The organism is Pseudomonas sp. AFG_SD02_1510_Pfu_092 (assembly GCF_003331055.1).
In the GTDB taxonomy this organism is placed as follows: Bacteria; Pseudomonadota; Gammaproteobacteria; order Pseudomonadales; family Pseudomonadaceae; genus Aquipseudomonas.
Genome location: NZ_PUQD01000026.1, coordinates 38747 through 55590 on the forward strand (window position 1 = coordinate 38747; position 16844 = coordinate 55590).

General features: G+C 62.9%; 14 protein-coding genes. 3 read left to right on the forward strand and 11 right to left on the reverse strand.

Features of this window, described 5'->3' with window-relative positions:
* Positions 1–48: 48 nt before the first annotated feature.
* The 10 genes from C6A77_RS13305 to C6A77_RS13350 form a co-directional block, all read right to left on the reverse strand.
* The gene (locus C6A77_RS13305; RefSeq protein ID WP_114169880.1) at positions 49–1617 is read right to left on the reverse strand and encodes a SpoVR family protein; all 1569 of its coding nucleotides are present in this window, start codon (positions 1615–1617) and stop codon (positions 49–51) included.
* Positions 1614–2885, reverse strand: a complete 1272-nt coding sequence (locus C6A77_RS13310) for a YeaH/YhbH family protein (protein ID WP_114169881.1) — start codon at positions 2883–2885, stop codon at positions 1614–1616. The genes C6A77_RS13305 and C6A77_RS13310 overlap by 4 nt, the downstream gene beginning before the upstream one ends.
* Before the next feature lie 141 nt (positions 2886–3026).
* Entirely contained in the window at positions 3027–4949 is a 1923-nt protein-coding gene (locus C6A77_RS13315) for a PrkA family serine protein kinase (RefSeq protein WP_114169882.1), read from the reverse strand.
* A gap of 283 nt (positions 4950–5232) precedes the next feature.
* On the reverse strand, positions 5233–5565 hold the full coding sequence (gene glpE / locus C6A77_RS13320) for a thiosulfate sulfurtransferase GlpE (RefSeq protein ID WP_114169883.1): 333 nt from the start codon (positions 5563–5565) through the stop codon (positions 5233–5235).
* Positions 5566–5579: 14 nt separating this feature from the next.
* Complete coding sequence (locus C6A77_RS13325) at positions 5580–6446, reverse strand: symmetrical bis(5'-nucleosyl)-tetraphosphatase (protein ID WP_114169884.1); 867 nt, start codon at positions 6444–6446, stop codon at positions 5580–5582.
* Positions 6446–6826: a Co2+/Mg2+ efflux protein ApaG gene (gene apaG / locus C6A77_RS13330; RefSeq protein WP_012270198.1), complete on the reverse strand. Its 381-nt coding sequence runs from the start codon at positions 6824–6826 to the stop codon at positions 6446–6448. Before apaG ends, C6A77_RS13325 begins: the two co-directional genes overlap by 1 nt.
* A gap of 206 nt (positions 6827–7032) precedes the next feature.
* Positions 7033–7836 (reverse strand): 16S rRNA (adenine(1518)-N(6)/adenine(1519)-N(6))-dimethyltransferase RsmA, encoded by an 804-nt coding sequence (gene rsmA, locus C6A77_RS13335; protein ID WP_114169885.1) that lies wholly within the window; start codon positions 7834–7836, stop codon positions 7033–7035.
* Complete coding sequence (gene pdxA, locus C6A77_RS13340) at positions 7833–8822, reverse strand: 4-hydroxythreonine-4-phosphate dehydrogenase PdxA (RefSeq protein WP_114169886.1); 990 nt, start codon at positions 8820–8822, stop codon at positions 7833–7835. The genes rsmA and pdxA overlap by 4 nt, the downstream gene beginning before the upstream one ends.
* The gene (surA, locus tag C6A77_RS13345; RefSeq protein ID WP_114169887.1) at positions 8819–10138 is read right to left on the reverse strand and encodes a peptidylprolyl isomerase SurA; all 1320 of its coding nucleotides are present in this window, start codon (positions 10136–10138) and stop codon (positions 8819–8821) included. The genes pdxA and surA overlap by 4 nt, the downstream gene beginning before the upstream one ends.
* A complete protein-coding gene (locus C6A77_RS13350) occupies positions 10119–12920 on the reverse strand; it encodes an LPS-assembly protein LptD (RefSeq protein ID WP_114169888.1) in 2802 nt (933 codons plus the stop codon). The genes surA and C6A77_RS13350 overlap by 20 nt, the downstream gene beginning before the upstream one ends.
* Positions 12921–13050: 130 nt before the next feature.
* Between C6A77_RS13350 and C6A77_RS13355 the strand changes: the two genes are divergently transcribed.
* Genes C6A77_RS13355 through C6A77_RS13365 form a run of 3 tightly spaced genes read left to right on the forward strand, consistent with a single transcriptional unit; the run spans position 13051 to position 15507 of the window.
* On the forward strand, positions 13051–14070 hold the full coding sequence (locus tag C6A77_RS13355) for a phosphotransferase (protein ID WP_114169889.1): 1020 nt from the start codon (positions 13051–13053) through the stop codon (positions 14068–14070).
* Positions 14067–14738 carry an N-acetylmuramate alpha-1-phosphate uridylyltransferase MurU gene (gene murU / locus C6A77_RS13360; protein WP_114169890.1) on the forward strand — a complete coding sequence of 224 codons (672 nt, stop codon included), beginning with the start codon at positions 14067–14069 and terminating at the stop codon, positions 14736–14738. Before C6A77_RS13355 ends, murU begins: the two co-directional genes overlap by 4 nt.
* A gap of 1 nt (position 14739) precedes the next feature.
* A complete protein-coding gene (locus tag C6A77_RS13365) occupies positions 14740–15507 on the forward strand; it encodes a TerB family tellurite resistance protein (protein WP_114169891.1) in 768 nt (255 codons plus the stop codon).
* Between the two features lie 333 nt (positions 15508–15840).
* Here the strand turns inward: C6A77_RS13365 and C6A77_RS13370 are convergent, their stop codons facing one another.
* Positions 15841–16839, reverse strand: a complete 999-nt coding sequence (locus C6A77_RS13370) for an alpha/beta hydrolase family protein (RefSeq protein ID WP_114169892.1) — start codon at positions 16837–16839, stop codon at positions 15841–15843.
* Positions 16840–16844: the final 5 nt, after the last annotated feature.

The window sequence follows — 16844 nt, forward strand, 5'->3', positions numbered from 1 at the left end:
TCTCCATAACTGCCGACAGGATAACCCGTCGGCAGCCATGGCGTTGCACTAGAGGTGGTGGATGACGGCCAGGTCCATGCGGCCGTAGTCGGCGCTTTCGCCGTGCTCGCCGCGCGGTGGCATATGGTGGGTTTTCATCACTTGCTCGCCTTGCACGGTCTCCAGGTGAATGTCGAAGCCCCACAGGCGGTGCAGGTGCTTGAGCACTTCATCGGTCGAATCACCCAGCGGTTTGCGGTTGTGCTGCTGGTGACGCAGGGTCAGCGAACGGTCGCCACGGCGGTCGACACTCCAGATCTGCACGTTCGGTTCGCGGTTGCCCAGGTTGTACTGTGCGGCCAGCAGCTCGCGAATGGTGCGGTAACCGGCCTCGTCGTGGATCGCAGGTACGTACAGGTCATCGCGCTGGTCGTCATCGAGGATGCTGAACAGCTTGAGGTCGCGCATCACCTTGGGCGACAGGTACTGCAGGATGAAGCTTTCGTCCTTGAAGCTGCTCATGGCGAACTTGATGGTAGAAAGCCAGTCACTGCCGGCAATGTCGGGGAACCAGTGGCGATCTTCCTCGGTCGGGTTTTCGCACATGCGGCGGATGTCGGTGTACATTGCAAAGCCGAGCGCGTAGGGGTTGATGCCGTTGTAGTAGGGGCTGTCGAAGCCAGGCTGGAACACCACGCTGGTATGCGACTGCAGAAACTCCATCATGAAGCCTTCGGTGATCAGGCCCTCGTCATACAGGTCGTTCATCAGCGTGTAATGCCAGAAGGTCGCCCAGCCTTCGTTCATCACCTGGGTTTGCCGCTGCGGGTAGAAATACTGCGCGATCTTGCGCACGATGCGCACCACTTCACGCTGCCACGGCTCCAGCAGCGGTGCGTTCTTCTCGATGAAATACAGGATGTTTTCCTGCGGTTCGGCGGGGAAACGCCCCTCATCGCGGTCATTGCCCTTGTCGGCACCTTTCGGAATGGTGCGCCACAGGTCGTTGATCTGCCGTTGCAGGTGCTCTTCGCGCTCCTTCTGCCGCCGCCGTTCCTCTTCGGCAGAAATCGGATAAGGCCGCTTGTAGCGGTCGACGCCGTAGTTCATCAGGGCATGGCAGGAATCGATCAGGTCTTCCACGGCATCGATGCCATGGCGCTCCTCGCATTGGGCGATGTACTGCTTGGCGAACACCAGGTAGTCGATGATCGAACTGGCGTCGGTCCAGGTGCGGAACAGGTAGTTGCCCTTGAAGAAGCTGTTGTGGCCGTAGCAGGCATGGGCGATCACCAGCGCCTGCATGCACATGGTGTTTTCTTCCATCAGGTAGGCGATGCACGGGTCGGAGTTGATCACGATCTCGTAGGCCAGGCCCATCTGGCCACGGCTGTACGATTTTTCCGTACTCAGGAACTGCTTGCCATAGGACCAGTGGTGGTAGCCCAGCGGCATGCCGACCGAGGCGTAGGCGTCCATCATCTGCTCGGCGGTGATGACTTCGATCTGGTTGGGGTAGGTGTCCAGGGCGTAACGCTCGGCCAGGCGGCCGATTTCCCGGTCGTAGGTCTGGATCAGTTCGAACGTCCACTCGGACCCGGTGGAAATGGGTTGGCGTCTCTGTGCTCTGGCGGTCATGTGGCTAACCTGCGCTGGAAGAGTTCACGGAAGACCGGGTAGATGTCGCCGGCCGATACCAGCTGCTGCTGGGCGAACGTGTCGGGGAAGGCTTCGCCGATACGCTCGTATTCGTACCACAGCGCCTGGTGTTCACGCGGGGTGATCTCGACGTAAGTGTAGTACTGCACATGCGGCATGATCTGCTTGGCCAGGATGTCACGGCAGATCGGCGAGTCGTCGTTCCAGTTGTCGCCGTCGGAGGCCTGCGCAGCGTAGATGTTCCAGTCGCTGGCCGGGTAGCGTTCGGCCATGATTTCCTGCATCAGCTTGAGCGCGCTGGAAACGATGGTGCCGCCGGTTTCCCGCGAGTAGAAGAATTCTTCCTCGTCGACTTCACGGGCGCTGGTGTGGTGGCGGATGAACACCACTTCGATGCGGTCGTAATTACGCTTGAGGAACAGGTACAGCAGAATGAAGAAGCGTTTGGCGATGTCCTTGGTGGCCTGGGTCATCGAGCCGGACACGTCCATCAGGCAGAACATCACCGCCTTGGAGCTGGGGTTGGGTTGCTTGACCAGCAGGTTGTACTTGAGGTCGAAGGTGTCGAGGAAGGGCAGGCGGTTGATGCGCGCCTTCAGGCGGTCGATTTCCTGTTCGACTTCCTGGATGTCGCTGAAGTTGTCGGGCTCTTCGACCTTCAGGCGGGCCAGTTCCTTCTGCGCTTCGCGCAACAGTGCGCGGCTGCTGCCGGTCAGGGCGATACGTCGGGCATGCGCCGAGCGCAGGGTGCGGACGATGTTGATGCGTGACGGGTTGCCTTCGTTGGCGATACCGGCGCGTACGGTCTTGAAGGTGTCGGCCCCGGTCAGATGACGTTTGACCAGGTTGGGCAGTTCGAGGTCTTCGAACATGAACTCGAGGAATTCTTCCTGGGTGATCTGGAAGACGAAGTCGTCCATGCCCTCGCCGGAGTTGCCGGCTTTGCCACGGCCGCTGCCGCCGCCGCCACCTTGCGGCCTGGGGATGTGCTCGCCGGCGGTGAATTCCTTGTTGCCCGGGTGCACGATGGTCTGCTTGCCGCCGCGGCCATGGTGCAGCACCGGTTCGTCGATGTCGCGCCCGGGAATGCTGATTTGCTCGCCATGTTCCATGTCCATGATGGAGCGGCGGCTCACCGCCTCTTCGACGGCTTTCTTGATGTGTTCGCGGTACCGCCGCAGGAAGCGCTGGCGGTTGACCGTGCTCTTGTTCTTGCCGTTCAGGCGTCGGTCTATAACGTAGCTCATGGTCCCTCCGGTAGCTGGGAGCAGCTGCAAGCCACAAGCTTCAGGCTGCCAGAAACAGCAGCCACCGCGGCTGCAGGCCAGCGTGCCGGGCTTGCGCCCGGCGCCGGACAGCGTGCAGCTTGCGGCCTGTAGCTTGCCGCCTTATTGCGATTTCCTGACCCGCAGGTACCATTCCGACAGCAGACGAACCTGTTTGTCGGTGTAGCCACGCTCCACCATCCGCGTGACGAAGTCGTTGTGTTTCTGTTGGTCCTCCTTGCTGGCCTTGGCGTTGAAGCTGATGACCGGCAGCAGGTCTTCGGTGTTGGAGAACATTTTCTTCTCGATCACCACCCGCAGCTTTTCGTAGCTCAGCCAGCTCGGGTTCTTGCCATTGTTGTTGGCGCGCGCACGCAGCACGAAGTTGACGATTTCGTTGCGGAAATCTTTCGGGTTGCTGATGCCCGCCGGCTTCTCGATCTTCTCCAGTTCTTCGTTGAGGGCGATACGGTTGAGGATTTCGCCGGTTTCCGGGTCGCGGTATTCCTGGTCCTGGATCCAGAAGTCGGCGTACAGCACATAGCGGTCGAAGATGTTCTGGCCGTATTCGCTGTAGGACTCCAGGTAAGCGGTCTGAATTTCCTTGCCGATGAACTCGATGTAACGCGGGGCCAGGTATTCCTTCAGGTAGCGCAGGTAGCGCTCGCGCACTTCGGCAGGGAACTGCTCCTGCTCGATCTGCTGTTCCAGCACATACAGCAGGTGCACCGGGTTGGCCGCTACCTCATGCGGGTCGAAGTTGAACACCTTGGACAGGATCTTGAAGGCGAAGCGGGTCGACAAGCCGTTCATGCCTTCATCGACGCCAGCGGAATCGCGATACTCCTGAATCGACTTGGCCTTCGGATCGGTGTCCTTGAGGTTTTCCCCGTCATATACCCGCATCTTCGAGTAGATGTTGGAGTTTTCCGGCTCCTTGAGCCGCGACAGCACGGTGAACTGGGCGAGCATCTTCAGCGTGTCTGGCGCGCAGTGGGCCTTGGCCAGGGAGCTGTTGATCAGCAGCTTGTCGTAGATCTTGATTTCGTCGCTGACGCGCAGGCAGTACGGCACCTTGACGATGTAGATCCGGTCGATGAACGCCTCGTTGTTCTTGTTGTTACGGAAGGTGTGCCACTCCGATTCGTTGGAGTGGGCCAGCAGAATCCCGGAGTAGGGGATGGCGCCCAGGCCTTCGGTACTGTTGTAGTTGCCTTCCTGGGTGGCGGTGAGCAACGGGTGCAGGACCTTGATCGGGGCCTTGAACATCTCGACGAATTCCATCAGGCCCTGGTTGGCCCGGCACAGCGCGCCCGAATAGCTGTAGGCATCGGCGTCGTTCTGCGGGAATTCCTCGAGCTTGCGGATATCCACCTTGCCGACCAGGGCCGAAATGTCCTGGTTGTTCTCGTCGCCCGGTTCGGTTTTGGCGATGGCGATCTGGTTGAGGATCGACGGGTACAGCTTCACCACCTTGAACTTGCTGATGTCGCCGCCGAATTCCTGCAGGCGCTTGGTGGCCCAGGGCGACATGATGGTGTTGAGGTAGCGCCGCGGGATGCCGAACTCTTCCTCGAGGATGGCGCCGTCTTCGGTGGCGTTGAACAGCCCCAGCGGCGACTCGAATACCGGAGAGCCCTTGATGGCGTAGAACGGTACCTTTTCCATCAGCTGCTTGAGTTTCTCGGCCAGCGACGATTTGCCGCCGCCCACCGGGCCCAGCAGGTAGAGGATCTGTTTCTTCTCTTCCAGGCCTTGGGCGGCGTGGCGGAAGTAGGACACGATCTGGTCGATGCACTCTTCCATGCCATGGAAGTCGGCAAACGCCGGATAGCGGCGGATAACCTTGTTGGAGAAGATGCGCGACAGCCTGGAGTTGGTAGAGGTGTCGATCAGCTCTGGCTCACCGATGGCCAGCAACAGCCGTTCGGCCGCCGATGCGTAGGCGCTGCGATCCTCTTTGCACAGCTCGAGGTACTCCTGCAGCGAGAGTTCTTCCTGGCGCGTAGACTCGAAACGTTGTTGGAAGTGGCTAAAAATACTCATGACGTCACCTCGCTCGATACGTGGAGACGACGCCGGATCAGTCAGCTGATGCTGGCATGCAACCGGGTTTGCCGATTGCTGTATACCCCCCAGAACACCCTGTAACGCTACCGATGACCCGCACGCCGGTGTACCGGCTCTCCCCTTTTTCTGGATGGCCTGCGCTTAAGAATAGTTGGTTATCCGCAAGGTCAAGGGCGAGGGGCGGAGAAGTTGCGAACGACCGTTCGTCAGATAAGCCGCGAGCCCGCACCGGGCGCGGGCTGCAGTAAAAATGAAAAAATTATTCGGCAGTGCCCTGGGCGGTCTCGGCCGGGTAGGTGGCGCGCCACAGCTCAAAGCCGCCGTCCACGCTGTATACGTCCGAGAAGCCTTGGTTCACCAGATAGGCAGCGGCGCTCTGGCTGGAGTTGCCGTGGTAGCACACCACCAGGGTCGGGGCATCGAGGTCGGCATCGCGGATGAACTCGGCGACCGAATGGTTATCCAGATGCTTGGCGCCGGTGATATGGCCGGCGGCGAAAGCCTGGTGGTCGCGAATATCGACCACGACCGCACCGGGTTGCTTGCGAAGCTCCAAGGCCTGCTCGGGAGGGATGCGCTTGAATTCGCTCATGGGGACTACTTCCTTCAGGTGTGGTCGTTGAGTGTAGTGGGTTGTGTAGGTGCGCGCAGGTTGCCGTCGTCGGCGCAGTCACAGTGGTGATATTCGCCGCTGTCGACGTTGTACAGGGTCATGGCGCCGCCCCACACGCAGCCGGTGTCCAGGGCGATGATGCCGGGCTCATCGACCCGCCCCTGCAGGGCGGCCCAGTGGCCGAAGATGATCTTCACGTGGCGAGAGCGCCGGTCCTTGTGCGCGAACCAGGGCTTGTAGCCTCTGGGCGCGGTCTCCAGGCCCTCCTTGCTCTTGAGGTCGAGCTTGCCCTCGGCGGTGCAGAAGCGCATGCGTGTGAGGTAGTTGGTGATCACCCGCAGGCGTTCGACGCCGCCGAGGTTCTTGCTCCACTTGTTCGGTTCGTTGCCGTACATGCCATCCAGATACAGCTTCAGGCGGCCGTCGTCGCGTAGCACTTCCTCGACCTCGGCAGCCAGCGCCAGGGCTTTGCCCAGCGTCCACTGCGGCGGGATGCCGGCGTGCACCAGGGCAATGCCACGGGGTTCGTCGTAATGCAGCAGCTTCTGCTGGCGCAGCCAGTCGAGCAGCTGGTCGGCGTCCGGTGCTTCGATGATTTCGCGCAGGGTATCGCTTTTCTTCAGGCGTTCGACGTTGTGCCAGGCGGCCAGCAGGTGCAGGTCATGGTTGCCCAGCACGCACACCAGCGATTGGCGGATCGAATAAAGGAAGCGCAGGGTTTCCAGCGACTCGGGGCCGCGGTTGACCAGGTCGCCGACCAGCCACAGGCGGTCGACGGCAGGGTTGAAGCTGACCCGTTCGAGCAGGCACTTGAGTGGTTGCAGGCAGCCCTGCAGGTCCCCGACGGCGTAGGTAGCCATCAGTGCAGCGCCCCGGGCACTGCCAGGCGGAAGGGGGCGATCTCGGCATCGAAGCGTTTGCCGTCTTCGGCGAACATCTGGTAGCTGCCCTGCATGGTGCCCACGCGGGTGCTGATGACGGCGCCACTGCTGTAGGTGTGGCTCTGGCCTGGGTCGATATTGGGCTGCTGGCCGACCACACCGGCTCCGCGCACCTCCTCGACCTCGCCGTCACCGTTGGTGATCAGCCAGTGGCGCGACAGCAGCTTGGCCTTGAGCGAGCCATTGTTCTGCACGGTAATGGTGTAGGCGAAAGCGAAACGACTGTTTTCGGGGTCGGATTGTTCTTTGAGGTAGCGGGTCACGACGCTGACGTCGATCTGATAGCGGGGGTCGGACATGCAAGGGCCTTGGGCGAACTGACGCAGTAATGCAGTCTAGGCCATTGAGAGGGGGGAGGGCCAGCGGTGCAGGGCCTTGAGGCCTTTGTCGTCAGTGCTGGCCCCTTCGCGGGTAAACCCGCTCCCACAGGGAACGCACAGAATTCAAGGGCTGTGCAATTCCTGTGGGAGCGGGTTTACCCGCGAAGAGGCCGGTACCGGCTAAATCAGGCTTGCTGCTGATCGGCCAACTGGTCAGCCAGACGCACGAAGGCCGCCAGGTCCAGCTGTTCAGGGCGCAGGCTGCCGTCCACCCCGGCAGCCTCGATGGCCGCGCTGTCGAGCAGGCCTTTCAGGGTGTTGCGCAGGGTCTTGCGGCGCTGGTTGAAGGCTTCGCGTACCACCTGCTCCAGCAGTTTTGCATCCTTGGCGGGGTGGGGCAGCACTTCGTGCGGCACCAGGCGGACGATGGCCGAGTCCACTTTCGGCGGCGGGTTGAAGGCGCCAGGGCCTACGTTGAACAGGTGTTCTACCCGGCAGTGGTATTGCACCATGATCGACAGACGCCCCCAATCGCCACCACCAGGGCCGGCGGCCATGCGCTCGACCACTTCCTTCTGCAGCATGAAGTGCATGTCGCGGATCAGCCCGGCATGGCTGAGCAGGTGGAAGATCAGCGGGGTGGAGATGTTGTAGGGCAGGTTGCCCACTACCTTGAGGCTGCGCGGTGGCACGCCCAGCTGGTTGAAGTCGAACTTCAGCGCATCGCCCTGGTGCAGGCGGAAATTGCCACGGTCGGCGAACTTGTGTTGCAGGATCGGCACCAGGTCCTTGTCCAGTTCCACCACATCCAGCTGTGCGCCGCTACCCAGCAGGCCTTCGGTGAGGGCACCCTGGCCCGGGCCGATTTCCAGCAGGTGTTCGCCCGCCTTGGCATTGATGGCGCGCAGGATGCGGTCGATGATGCCGGCGTCGTGCAGGAAGTTCTGGCCGAAGCGCTTGCGCGCCCGGTGTTGGTATTGCTCGTTCATGGTCGGTTCTCGGCCATCTGGTAGGCGGTTTCCAGCGCGACGCGCAGGCTGCCGGTGTCGACCTTGCCGGTACCGGCCAGGTCCAGGGCGGTGCCGTGGTCGACCGATGTGCGGATGATCGGCAGGCCCAGGGTCACGTTGACTGCGGCGCCAAAGCCTTTGTACTTGAGTACGGGAAGGCCCTGGTCATGGTACATCGCCAGCACCGCGTCGCAGTGCTCCAGATATTTGGGGGTAAACAGGGTATCGGCCGGCAGTGGCCCGCGCAGGTCCATGCCTTCGGCACGCAGGCGGGCCAGGGTCGGCTCGATGATGTCGATTTCCTCGCGGCCGAGGTGGCCGCCCTCACCCGCGTGCGGGTTGAGGCCGCACACCAGGATGCGCGGGTTGGCAATGCCGAACTTGTCGCGCATGTCGGCATGCAGGATACGGGCTACACGCTCGACGCGCTCGGCAGTGATGGCATCGGCAATGTCGCGCAGTGGCAGGTGCGTGGTCACCAGGGCCACACGCAGGCCGCGGGTGGCCAGCATCATTACCACTTGCGCGGTGTGAGTCAGTTCGGCGAGGAACTCGGTATGCCCAGAGAAGGCGATACCGCTTTCGTTGATCACGCCCTTGTGCACGGGGGCGGTGATCATCCCGGCGAAATGCCCGCCCAGGCAACCTTGCCCGGCACGGGTCAGGGTTTCCAGCACGAACGCCGCATTGGCCTTGTCGAGCTGGCCTGGCACTACCGGGGCTGCCAGGGGGGTATCCCAGACGTACAGGCTACCCGCTGGCGCCGGCTGCTCGGGCCATTGGCCCGGCGCTACCGGCAACAGGTTGACAACCAGCCCCAGCTGCGTGGCCCGCTCGGCGAGCAGGTCACGGCTGGTGATGGCGATCAGGGGGTGAGGCTGGGCGTCTGCGGCGAGCAGCAGGCACAGGTCGGGGCCTATGCCGGCCGGCTCGCCGGGGGTGACGGCGAAGCGCAGGGGCTTCACTGGGCGGCCTGGTCAGCGCCAGGCAGCTTGATTTCAACGTAGGCTTCGTCGCGGATCTGGCGCAGCCAGGTCTGCAGCTCTTCGTCGTATTTGCGGTTGCGCAGTACGCTCATGGCCTGCTGTTCACGCGCCTGCTCGGTGCTGTCGGTGGCACGGCGGCCCAGCACTTCCAGAACGTGCCAGCCGTACTGGGTCTTGAACGGACGGGTGACTTCGCCTTGGGCAGCGTTGGCCATCTGTTCGCGGAACTCCGGCACCAGGCTGTTCGGGTCGACCCAGTTGAGGTCGCCGCCGTTGAGCGCCGAACCTGGGTCTTCCGAGAAGCTCTTCGCCAGCTCGGCGAAGTCTTCGCCGTTGCTGATGCGCTCGTACAGGCGCTCGGCCAGTTGCTCGGTAGCCGCCTCGCTGCGGATTTCGCTTGGCTTGATCAGGATATGGCGCACGTGCACTTCGTCACGCAGCACGTTCTCGCTGCCACCGCGCTTCTCCTCGAGCTTGAGGATGATGAAGCCGTTGGGGATGCGGATCGGCTGGGTGATTTCACCCACCGGCATGCTGCTGAGCATCTTGGCGAAGTCCGGTGGCAGCTGGCCGGCTTTACGCCAGCCCATCTCGCCGCCTTCCAGGGCGTTTTCGCTGGCGGAGCGGGCGATGGCCATCTGGCCGAAGTCCGCGCCCTGCTTGAGCTGCTGGTACACCTCGCCGACCTGGCGCGCGGCGGCCTGGATGGCTTCCGAGTTGGCCGCTTCCGGGGTCGGGATGAGGATGTTGGCCAGGCGGTACTCTTCCGACATCTGCATCTTGCCCAGGTCCGAGTTGAGGAAGTTCTTCACTTCCTGCTCGGATACCTGGATGCGCTCGGCCACGCGGCGCTGGCGCACGCGGCTGATGATCATCTCGCGCTTGATCTGTTCGCGGGCATCGTCGAACGACAGGCCGTCACGGGCCAGGGCCGCGCGGAACTGGTCCATCGACATGCCGTTGCGCTGGGCAATGGTGCCCACCGCCTGGTTCAGTTCTTCGTCGGTGATGCGGATGCCGGAGCGCTCGCCGATCTGCAGCTGCAGGTTCTCGACGATCAGGCGTTCCAGCACCTGCTGTTCCAGGGCGCCGGTCGGCGGCACGCCGCCGCCGCGCTTGGCGATGGTTTGCTGCACCTCGTGGACGCGCTGGTCCAGCTGGCTTTGCATGACCACGTCGTTGTCGACGATGGCCACCACGCGATCAAGAGGTTGCACCGCGGCATGCACCGCGCCACTCAGCAATGCAACGCCCAGCAACGCCGGGCGCAGTCGATCAATAAGCTTGGTCTTCACGTTCACGGTAACCTTGAATGCCTTGGTCGAGGAAAGATTCGACCTTGTTGCCGACTACACCACCGAGGCCTTTCAGGACGATCTGAAGGAAGATGCCGTGGTCGCCTTTTTCGTTTGTCGGAAGTGCCTGGCTGAAGTCGTCGTAGTCCATCCAGTAGCGGTTGATCAGGCGCAGCTTCCAGCAGCAGTTGTCGTACTCGAAACCACCCATGGCTTCCAGGGTGCGGTTGCGGTTGTAGTCATGCTGCCAGCGAGCGATGACGCTCCACTGCGGAACGATCGGCCAGATGACCGAGAAGTCATGCTGCTGGATCTTGTAGTAGTCCTTGATGTAGTTCGGGCTACCAGGAACACCGTAGTCGCCTCCGCCCACTTTCCACGTGCCGGTCGCAGAGTCGTAGGAGATGGTGTCGTTGCGGTAGCGATAACCGAGGTTGACCACCTTGTTCGGGTTGTCTTCAGGCTGGTAATGGAACATCGCGCTGCCCGAGCGGGTGCTGCGGCTGTCCGGGTCCCAGTTGAAGTCCGAATTGAAGCGCCAGTCGCGGTTGAAGAAGTAGTTGTACACCAGGGCGTACGGGGATACGTCGGACTGCGAATCCGCGCGCTCTTTGTAATTGATGCCTGGCAGCTGGACCTTGCGATCCTTGAAGTAGTACGCCTGACCGAGGCTGAAGTTCTGGCGCTCGAAACCGTTGTCTTCGATCCAGCGGGTAGTCACGCCCAGCGACAGTTTGTTCTCGTCACCGATACGGTCGGTGCCGCTGAAGCGGTTGTCACGGAACAGCGAGTCGTAGCTGAACAGCGTCTCGCCCGAGTCGAACAGCGGGATGTCCTTCTGGTCCTCATACGGGACGTAGAGATAGAACATGCGCGGTTCGAGGGTCTGCTTGTAGTTGGTGCCGAACAACGACGTATTGCGGTCGAAGTAGAGCCCGCTGTCCACGCTGAAGATCGGGATATCGCGGTTCAGCGAGCTGTTGTAGCTGCCGTACGCCGGGTTGGCCGATTGCGCGATAGCCTGGGTTTTGCCCTGGCTGTCCAGGTCCAGGTCGTAGTGGGTATAGGCGTACTTCAGCTTGGGAGTCAGGAAACCGTAGCTGGCTTCCATCGGCAGGCTGATCGACGGCGCGACGTTGAAACGGTTGCCGTTGGCGCGGGCAATACCGCTGACGTTCTCGTCCAGACGGCGGCCTGCTGCACCCGCGGAGAAGTCCGGGTTGCCGTCCTTATCCAGCACGAAATCGTCTTTCAGATCTCGATCGAAGCGGACTGCCTCGGTTTCGTAGGCAATGTTGAGCCCACCTGGTTCGTACGGCAGCTTACCGTTGAAGGTAATCTGCGGCAGACGATCATACGGGGTAATCCTCGAGATGGTCGCCATCTCGTAGGCATGCACGTTCAACCGCGCGGTGTAGCTGTCGCCACGGTAGGTCAGTGCACCTTGCTGGTTCAGCAGGTCCTGGGTCTCAACACCGATCTGGTCGGACTCCAGGTCCTGGAAGTAGAACGGGTCGCTGATGTCGGTGTAATCCACCTCGGTCATCAGCCGCTCGTTCAACCCACCCTTGTGCTGCCAGTTGGTCATCCAGCGCTGTTCTTTATAGTCAGTCTGGTCTTTGCGGTCGTCGTTCTTGTCGTTGAGGTACGCAGCACCGAACTGGCCTTCGCTGGAAGGCGTCAGGTAGCGGAACTCGCCTTCCATCAGCAGGCCGCGCTTGGTCATGTAGCGCGGGTACAACGTGGCGTCGTAGTTCGGCGCCAGGTTGAAGTAGTACGGCGTGACCAGCATGAAGCCGGTGTCGCTGGTGCTGCTGAACGATGGCGGCAGGAAGCCGGACTGGCGACGGTCGTCGATCGGGAAGTAGATGTACGGTGTGTAGAACACCGGGAAATCCTTGACCCGCAGCGTGACGTTGGTCGCGGTACCGAAACCGGTGGCCGGGTTCAGGGTGATGTTGTTGCCCTTCAGCTGCCAGGCGTTGCTGCCCGGTTCGCAGGTGGTGTACGTACCGTCCTTGAGACGGATGATGGCGTTTTCGCCACGCTTGGCGTACAGGGCACTGCCGCGGATGTGCGACTTGTGCATCACGTATTCGGCGTTGTCGACCTGGGCTTCGCCGGTGTCGAGCTGGATCTGTGCCTCGTCACCGACCACCAGCGAACCGTTGTCACGGATCCGCACGTTGCCCTTGAGCTCGCCACGGTTTTCGGTCTGGTAGAGGTTGGCCTCGTCGGCCTCGGCCTGCATGCTGCCCTGGCGCATCACCACATCACCGGCGAGGGTAGCGATCTGCTGCTCCTGCTGGTACTTGGATACCTTGGCGTTGATGTAGGTCGGCGACTCGTCCTTCGGCGTGGTGTCGGCCATGCCCGGGCGGGTCGGCTCGATATACGCACCACCGCAGTACGGGCCGGTTTCGGCCAGCTGCGCGGCGGTGAGCTTTTCACGCGGGACCCAGTCCAGGTGGCTGTAGTCTTCGCTGCGCGACTTCAGGGCACGGCCCTTGGCCTCGGTGACCAGCATCGGGCGGTCGGCGGTTTCGCCTTCGCTCGCGGCTTCGGTGCCACTGCTGACGGCAGCACCTTCATGCACCGGGCGCGGCGGCAGGTTGTTGACTGGGGTCTTGGGCTTGCAGTCCCAACCACCGGAGGCGGACACTTGGCAGTCAAACTGTTCGGCGGCCACCACGTAAGACGTGGCCAGAGGTTGCAAGGCCAGCAGACCGCCGGTTACCAGCAACGGGAACTTTCTACGAAACGCGGGGGATTTCAATGCCATCTTATTAGTCCGGGCTTCCTGCGTGCCATCTGCCCGCGTGTGGGGCCGCACGCCTCTCGATGGTCTGAAAAAGATGCTGGATAATAAAGCATGACCCGCTTGACGGCTAGGGCCGTCGGAGACCCTTGTAATGCCTGAACACGATGTACGCCTGCAACAACTGACGGTCTGGCTCGCCGAGCAGCTCAATGATCTTTTCCGCAACAACGCCTGGGGTGAAGTGCCCGCAGGCAGCCTGACGCCTGCCAGCAGCGACGCCAGCTTCCGCCGTTACTTCCGCTGGCAGGGCGCCGGTCACAGCTTCGTGATCATGGATGCACCGCCGCCGCAGGAAAACTGCCGACCGTTCGTCGCTATCGACCAGCTGCTAGCCAGCGCCGACGTACACGTGCCGCTGATCCATGCCCAGGACCTGGAGCGCGGGTTCTTGCTGCTGGGTGACCTGGGCCATCAGACATACCTTGATATCATTGATGCCGACAATGCCGACGGCCTGTTCGCCGACGCCATCGACGCGTTGCTGAAGTTCCAGCGCCTGCCGATGGACGCCGGGTTGCCCAGCTATGACGACGCCCTGCTGCGCCGCGAGGTCGAACTGTTCCCCGAATGGTATGTGGGGCGTGAGCTTGGCCTGGCCTTGAGCGACACCCAGAAAGCCACCTGGCAGCGCGTCAGCCAGTTGCTGATCGACAGCGCCCTGGCCCAGCCCAAGGTGCTGGTGCACCGCGACTACATGCCGCGCAACCTGATGCAGAGCAGCCCTAACCCTGGGGTGCTGGACTTTCAGGATGCGGTGTATGGCCCGGTCACCTACGACATCACCTGTCTGTTCAAGGACGCCTTCCTTAGCTGGCCGCAGGCGCGGGTCGAAGGCTGGTTGCGCGACTACTGGCAGCAGGCGCAGGCTGCCGGTATCCCGGTGCAGGCCGACTTCGAAACGTTCCAGCGAGCCAGCGACCTTATGGGCGTGCAGCGCCACTTGAAGGTGATCGGCATCTTCGCCCGCATCTGCCACCGCGACGGCAAACCCCGCTACTTGGGCGACGTGCCGCGCTTCTTCGCCTATATAGAAGAAGTGATCAGCCGCCGCCCCGAATTGGCGGAGCTGGGTGAGCTGATTGCCGAGTTGCAGGCCGGAGCGCGTGCATGAAGGCAATGATTCTGGCGGCAGGCAAAGGCGAGCGCATGCGCCCGTTGACCCTGCACACGCCAAAACCGCTGGTTGCGGTCGCCGGCCAGCCGCTGATCGAGTATCACCTGCGGTCGCTGGCTGCGGCGGGTGTCACCGAGGTCGTGATCAACCATGCCTGGCTCGGCCAGCAGATCGAGGATCACCTGGGTGATGGCAGCCGTTTCGGCCTGAGCATTTGCTACTCGCCAGAAGGCGAGCCGCTGGAAACCGGCGGTGGCATCTTCAAGGCGTTGCCATTGCTGGGTGACGCGCCTTTCTTGCTGGTCAACGGCGATATCTGGACCGACTACGACTTCGCACGTTTGCAGGCCCCCCTGCAGGGCCTGGCGCACCTGGTGCTGGTCGACAACCCTGGCCATCACGGCCGCGGTGACTTCCGCCTGGTGGACGGGCAGGTAGTCGATGGCGACGATGCGCCCGGCACGCTGACCTTCAGCGGCCTTTCGCTGCTGCACCCGGCCTTGTTCGCAGGTTGCCAGCCCGGTGCCTTCAAGCTTGCGCCGTTGCTGCGCCAGGCCATGGCGGCGGGGCAGGTCAGTGGCGAGCACTACCGTGGGCACTGGGTGGATGTCGGTACGCTCGAGCGCCTGGCCGAGGCTGAGCGCCTGATCGGCGGGCTGGCCTGATATGTGGTGGCCAAGCACGGTGATAGGTGCCGGTGCCGGGTTTGCCGTTGCCAGCATCCCCGGTGCCCTGCTCGGCGCGTTGCTCGGCCAGGCCCTGGATCGCCGCCTGCGTCTGCAAGGCTGGGAGGACCTGCGCGAGCGCTTGGGCGGGCGCCCGGCCATGCAGGACGACGAGTTGCTGTTCGTGATGCTCGGGCGCCTGGCCAAGTGCGATGGCAGGGTAGCCGAGCAGCATATCCAGCAGGCGCGCCAAGAGATGGTGCGCCTGGACCTGGCCGAGGCCGCCCGGCTACGGGCGATCGCCGCGTTCAACCGTGGCAAGGCGGGCAAAGACCGGCTGAGCGGGCACTTGCGGCGTATTCGCCAGCAGCCGCATGCGGCGGAAGGCACCCTGCGGGCCTGTTGGCGCATGGTCTGGGCGGACGGCAAGATGGGCAACAAGGAGCGCGAGTTGCTGCTGGACTGGGGCCAGAAACTGGGCCTGAGCCGACGCCAGGTGCAAGCCATGTCGCTGGAGTACGAACCGCGCAAGGCGGTGGGGCCGGAAGGCGCGGCCATGACCTATGCGGCGGCGTTGCGCTTGCTGGCGGTGGAGGCAGACACCGATGGTGACAAGGTCAAGCAGGCGTATCGTCGGCTGGTCAGCCGGCACCACCCGGACAAGCTGGCGGGTACGGGGGCCAGTGAGGCGCGGGTGCGGGAAGCGACTGAACGGACCCGAGAGTTGCATCAGGCTTATGCCATGATCCGCAAGCGTCGGGGCCTATAGAAGCCAAGGCGCGTTGACGCTGTGGGAGCGGGCTTGCCCGCTCCCACAGGGAACGGTGCAGCCTTGGGCTTGCGCAGTACCTGTGGGAGCGGCCATGGCCGCGAACACCGGCAAAGCCGGTGCCATCCTTCGCGTCGCCTGCTTCGCGGGCTTGCCCGCTCCCACAGGGAACGATGCAGCCTTGGGCTTGCGCAGTACCTGTGGGAGCGGCCATGGCCGCGAACACCGGCAAAGCCGGTGCCATCCACCGCGCCGCTGGCTTCGCGGGTAAACCCGCTCCCACAAGTGCAGCGCCAGCCTGGAAACAGCGTGACATGCTCCGGCGATTTTGGATCAACCCTGCGGACTCATCCACCCCCGTACCCGGCGGAACAACTGTTCCTGCTCGGCCGCCTTGTTCCCCGGCATGGCAATCAGCGACATCTGCCGATACTGGCTGTCCTTCTGCCGTTTACTGGCCTGCAAGCGTTGCTGGGCTGCGTTGCGGTCCACGCTGCGGGTGGCGTAGTAGATGTCGGCAGTCGGCACCTTCAGGGTCGGGGCCAGGCTTTCCAGGTCATGCTCCACCCGCGCCGGCGTCTGCGCAGCCACCATCACCAGCTTCTGCACCTGCGGGGGCTGCTTCTCGCTCAGGTAGCGGGCCGCCCAATAGGCGCCACTGCCATGGCCGATCAGTACGATCTTGCGAGCGTTGCGCTGCTGGGCAAAGGCCACTGCCGCATCCAGGCGAGCGAAAACGCGCTCGGCATCGGCCGGGTCGGTTTGTTCGCTGGCCTGTTTGGCGTCGGTGCTCTCTGCCGTGTCGGCATCGGCCGCAGTCGCCTGGGCGACGTTGGCATTGGCATCCGCCGGCACATCCTTGGCCGGGGCGCTTTCGCCTTTATCGAGCACCGGGTCGGCAGCCGGCTTGGCCTCGACCCGCGCCTGCGGGCTGTCGGCGAGCAGGTCGGGCAGGCTGATGCTCAGGCTGTGCCAGCCGATATCGGGAAACTTCTGCCGCAATGGGCCGACCGCGTTCGGCCAGTCCGCTGTTTCGCCAGCGCCGGGAACGATGATCACTGCCCCCTGTGGGTCGCTGTCATTGGCCGGCTTCCACAGGGCGAGGAAGCTGTCGGCACCGGCCTGCAGGGTCTGTTGCTCGGCCTTGGGTACCAGCCGTTCGAGGGCCTGGGCATCTTCCTGGCTGCGCTCCAGCAATGGCGGGCGCGGGGCCTCGACAGCAGCTGCCTCGGTGGCGGCGGGTGGTGTTTCGGCATCGGCGGCCAGGGCGCCGAGTGGAACGATCGATGCCAGGCAGCACATTGCCAGCGTCGTGCGATAAAGTGTGGACATGAGTC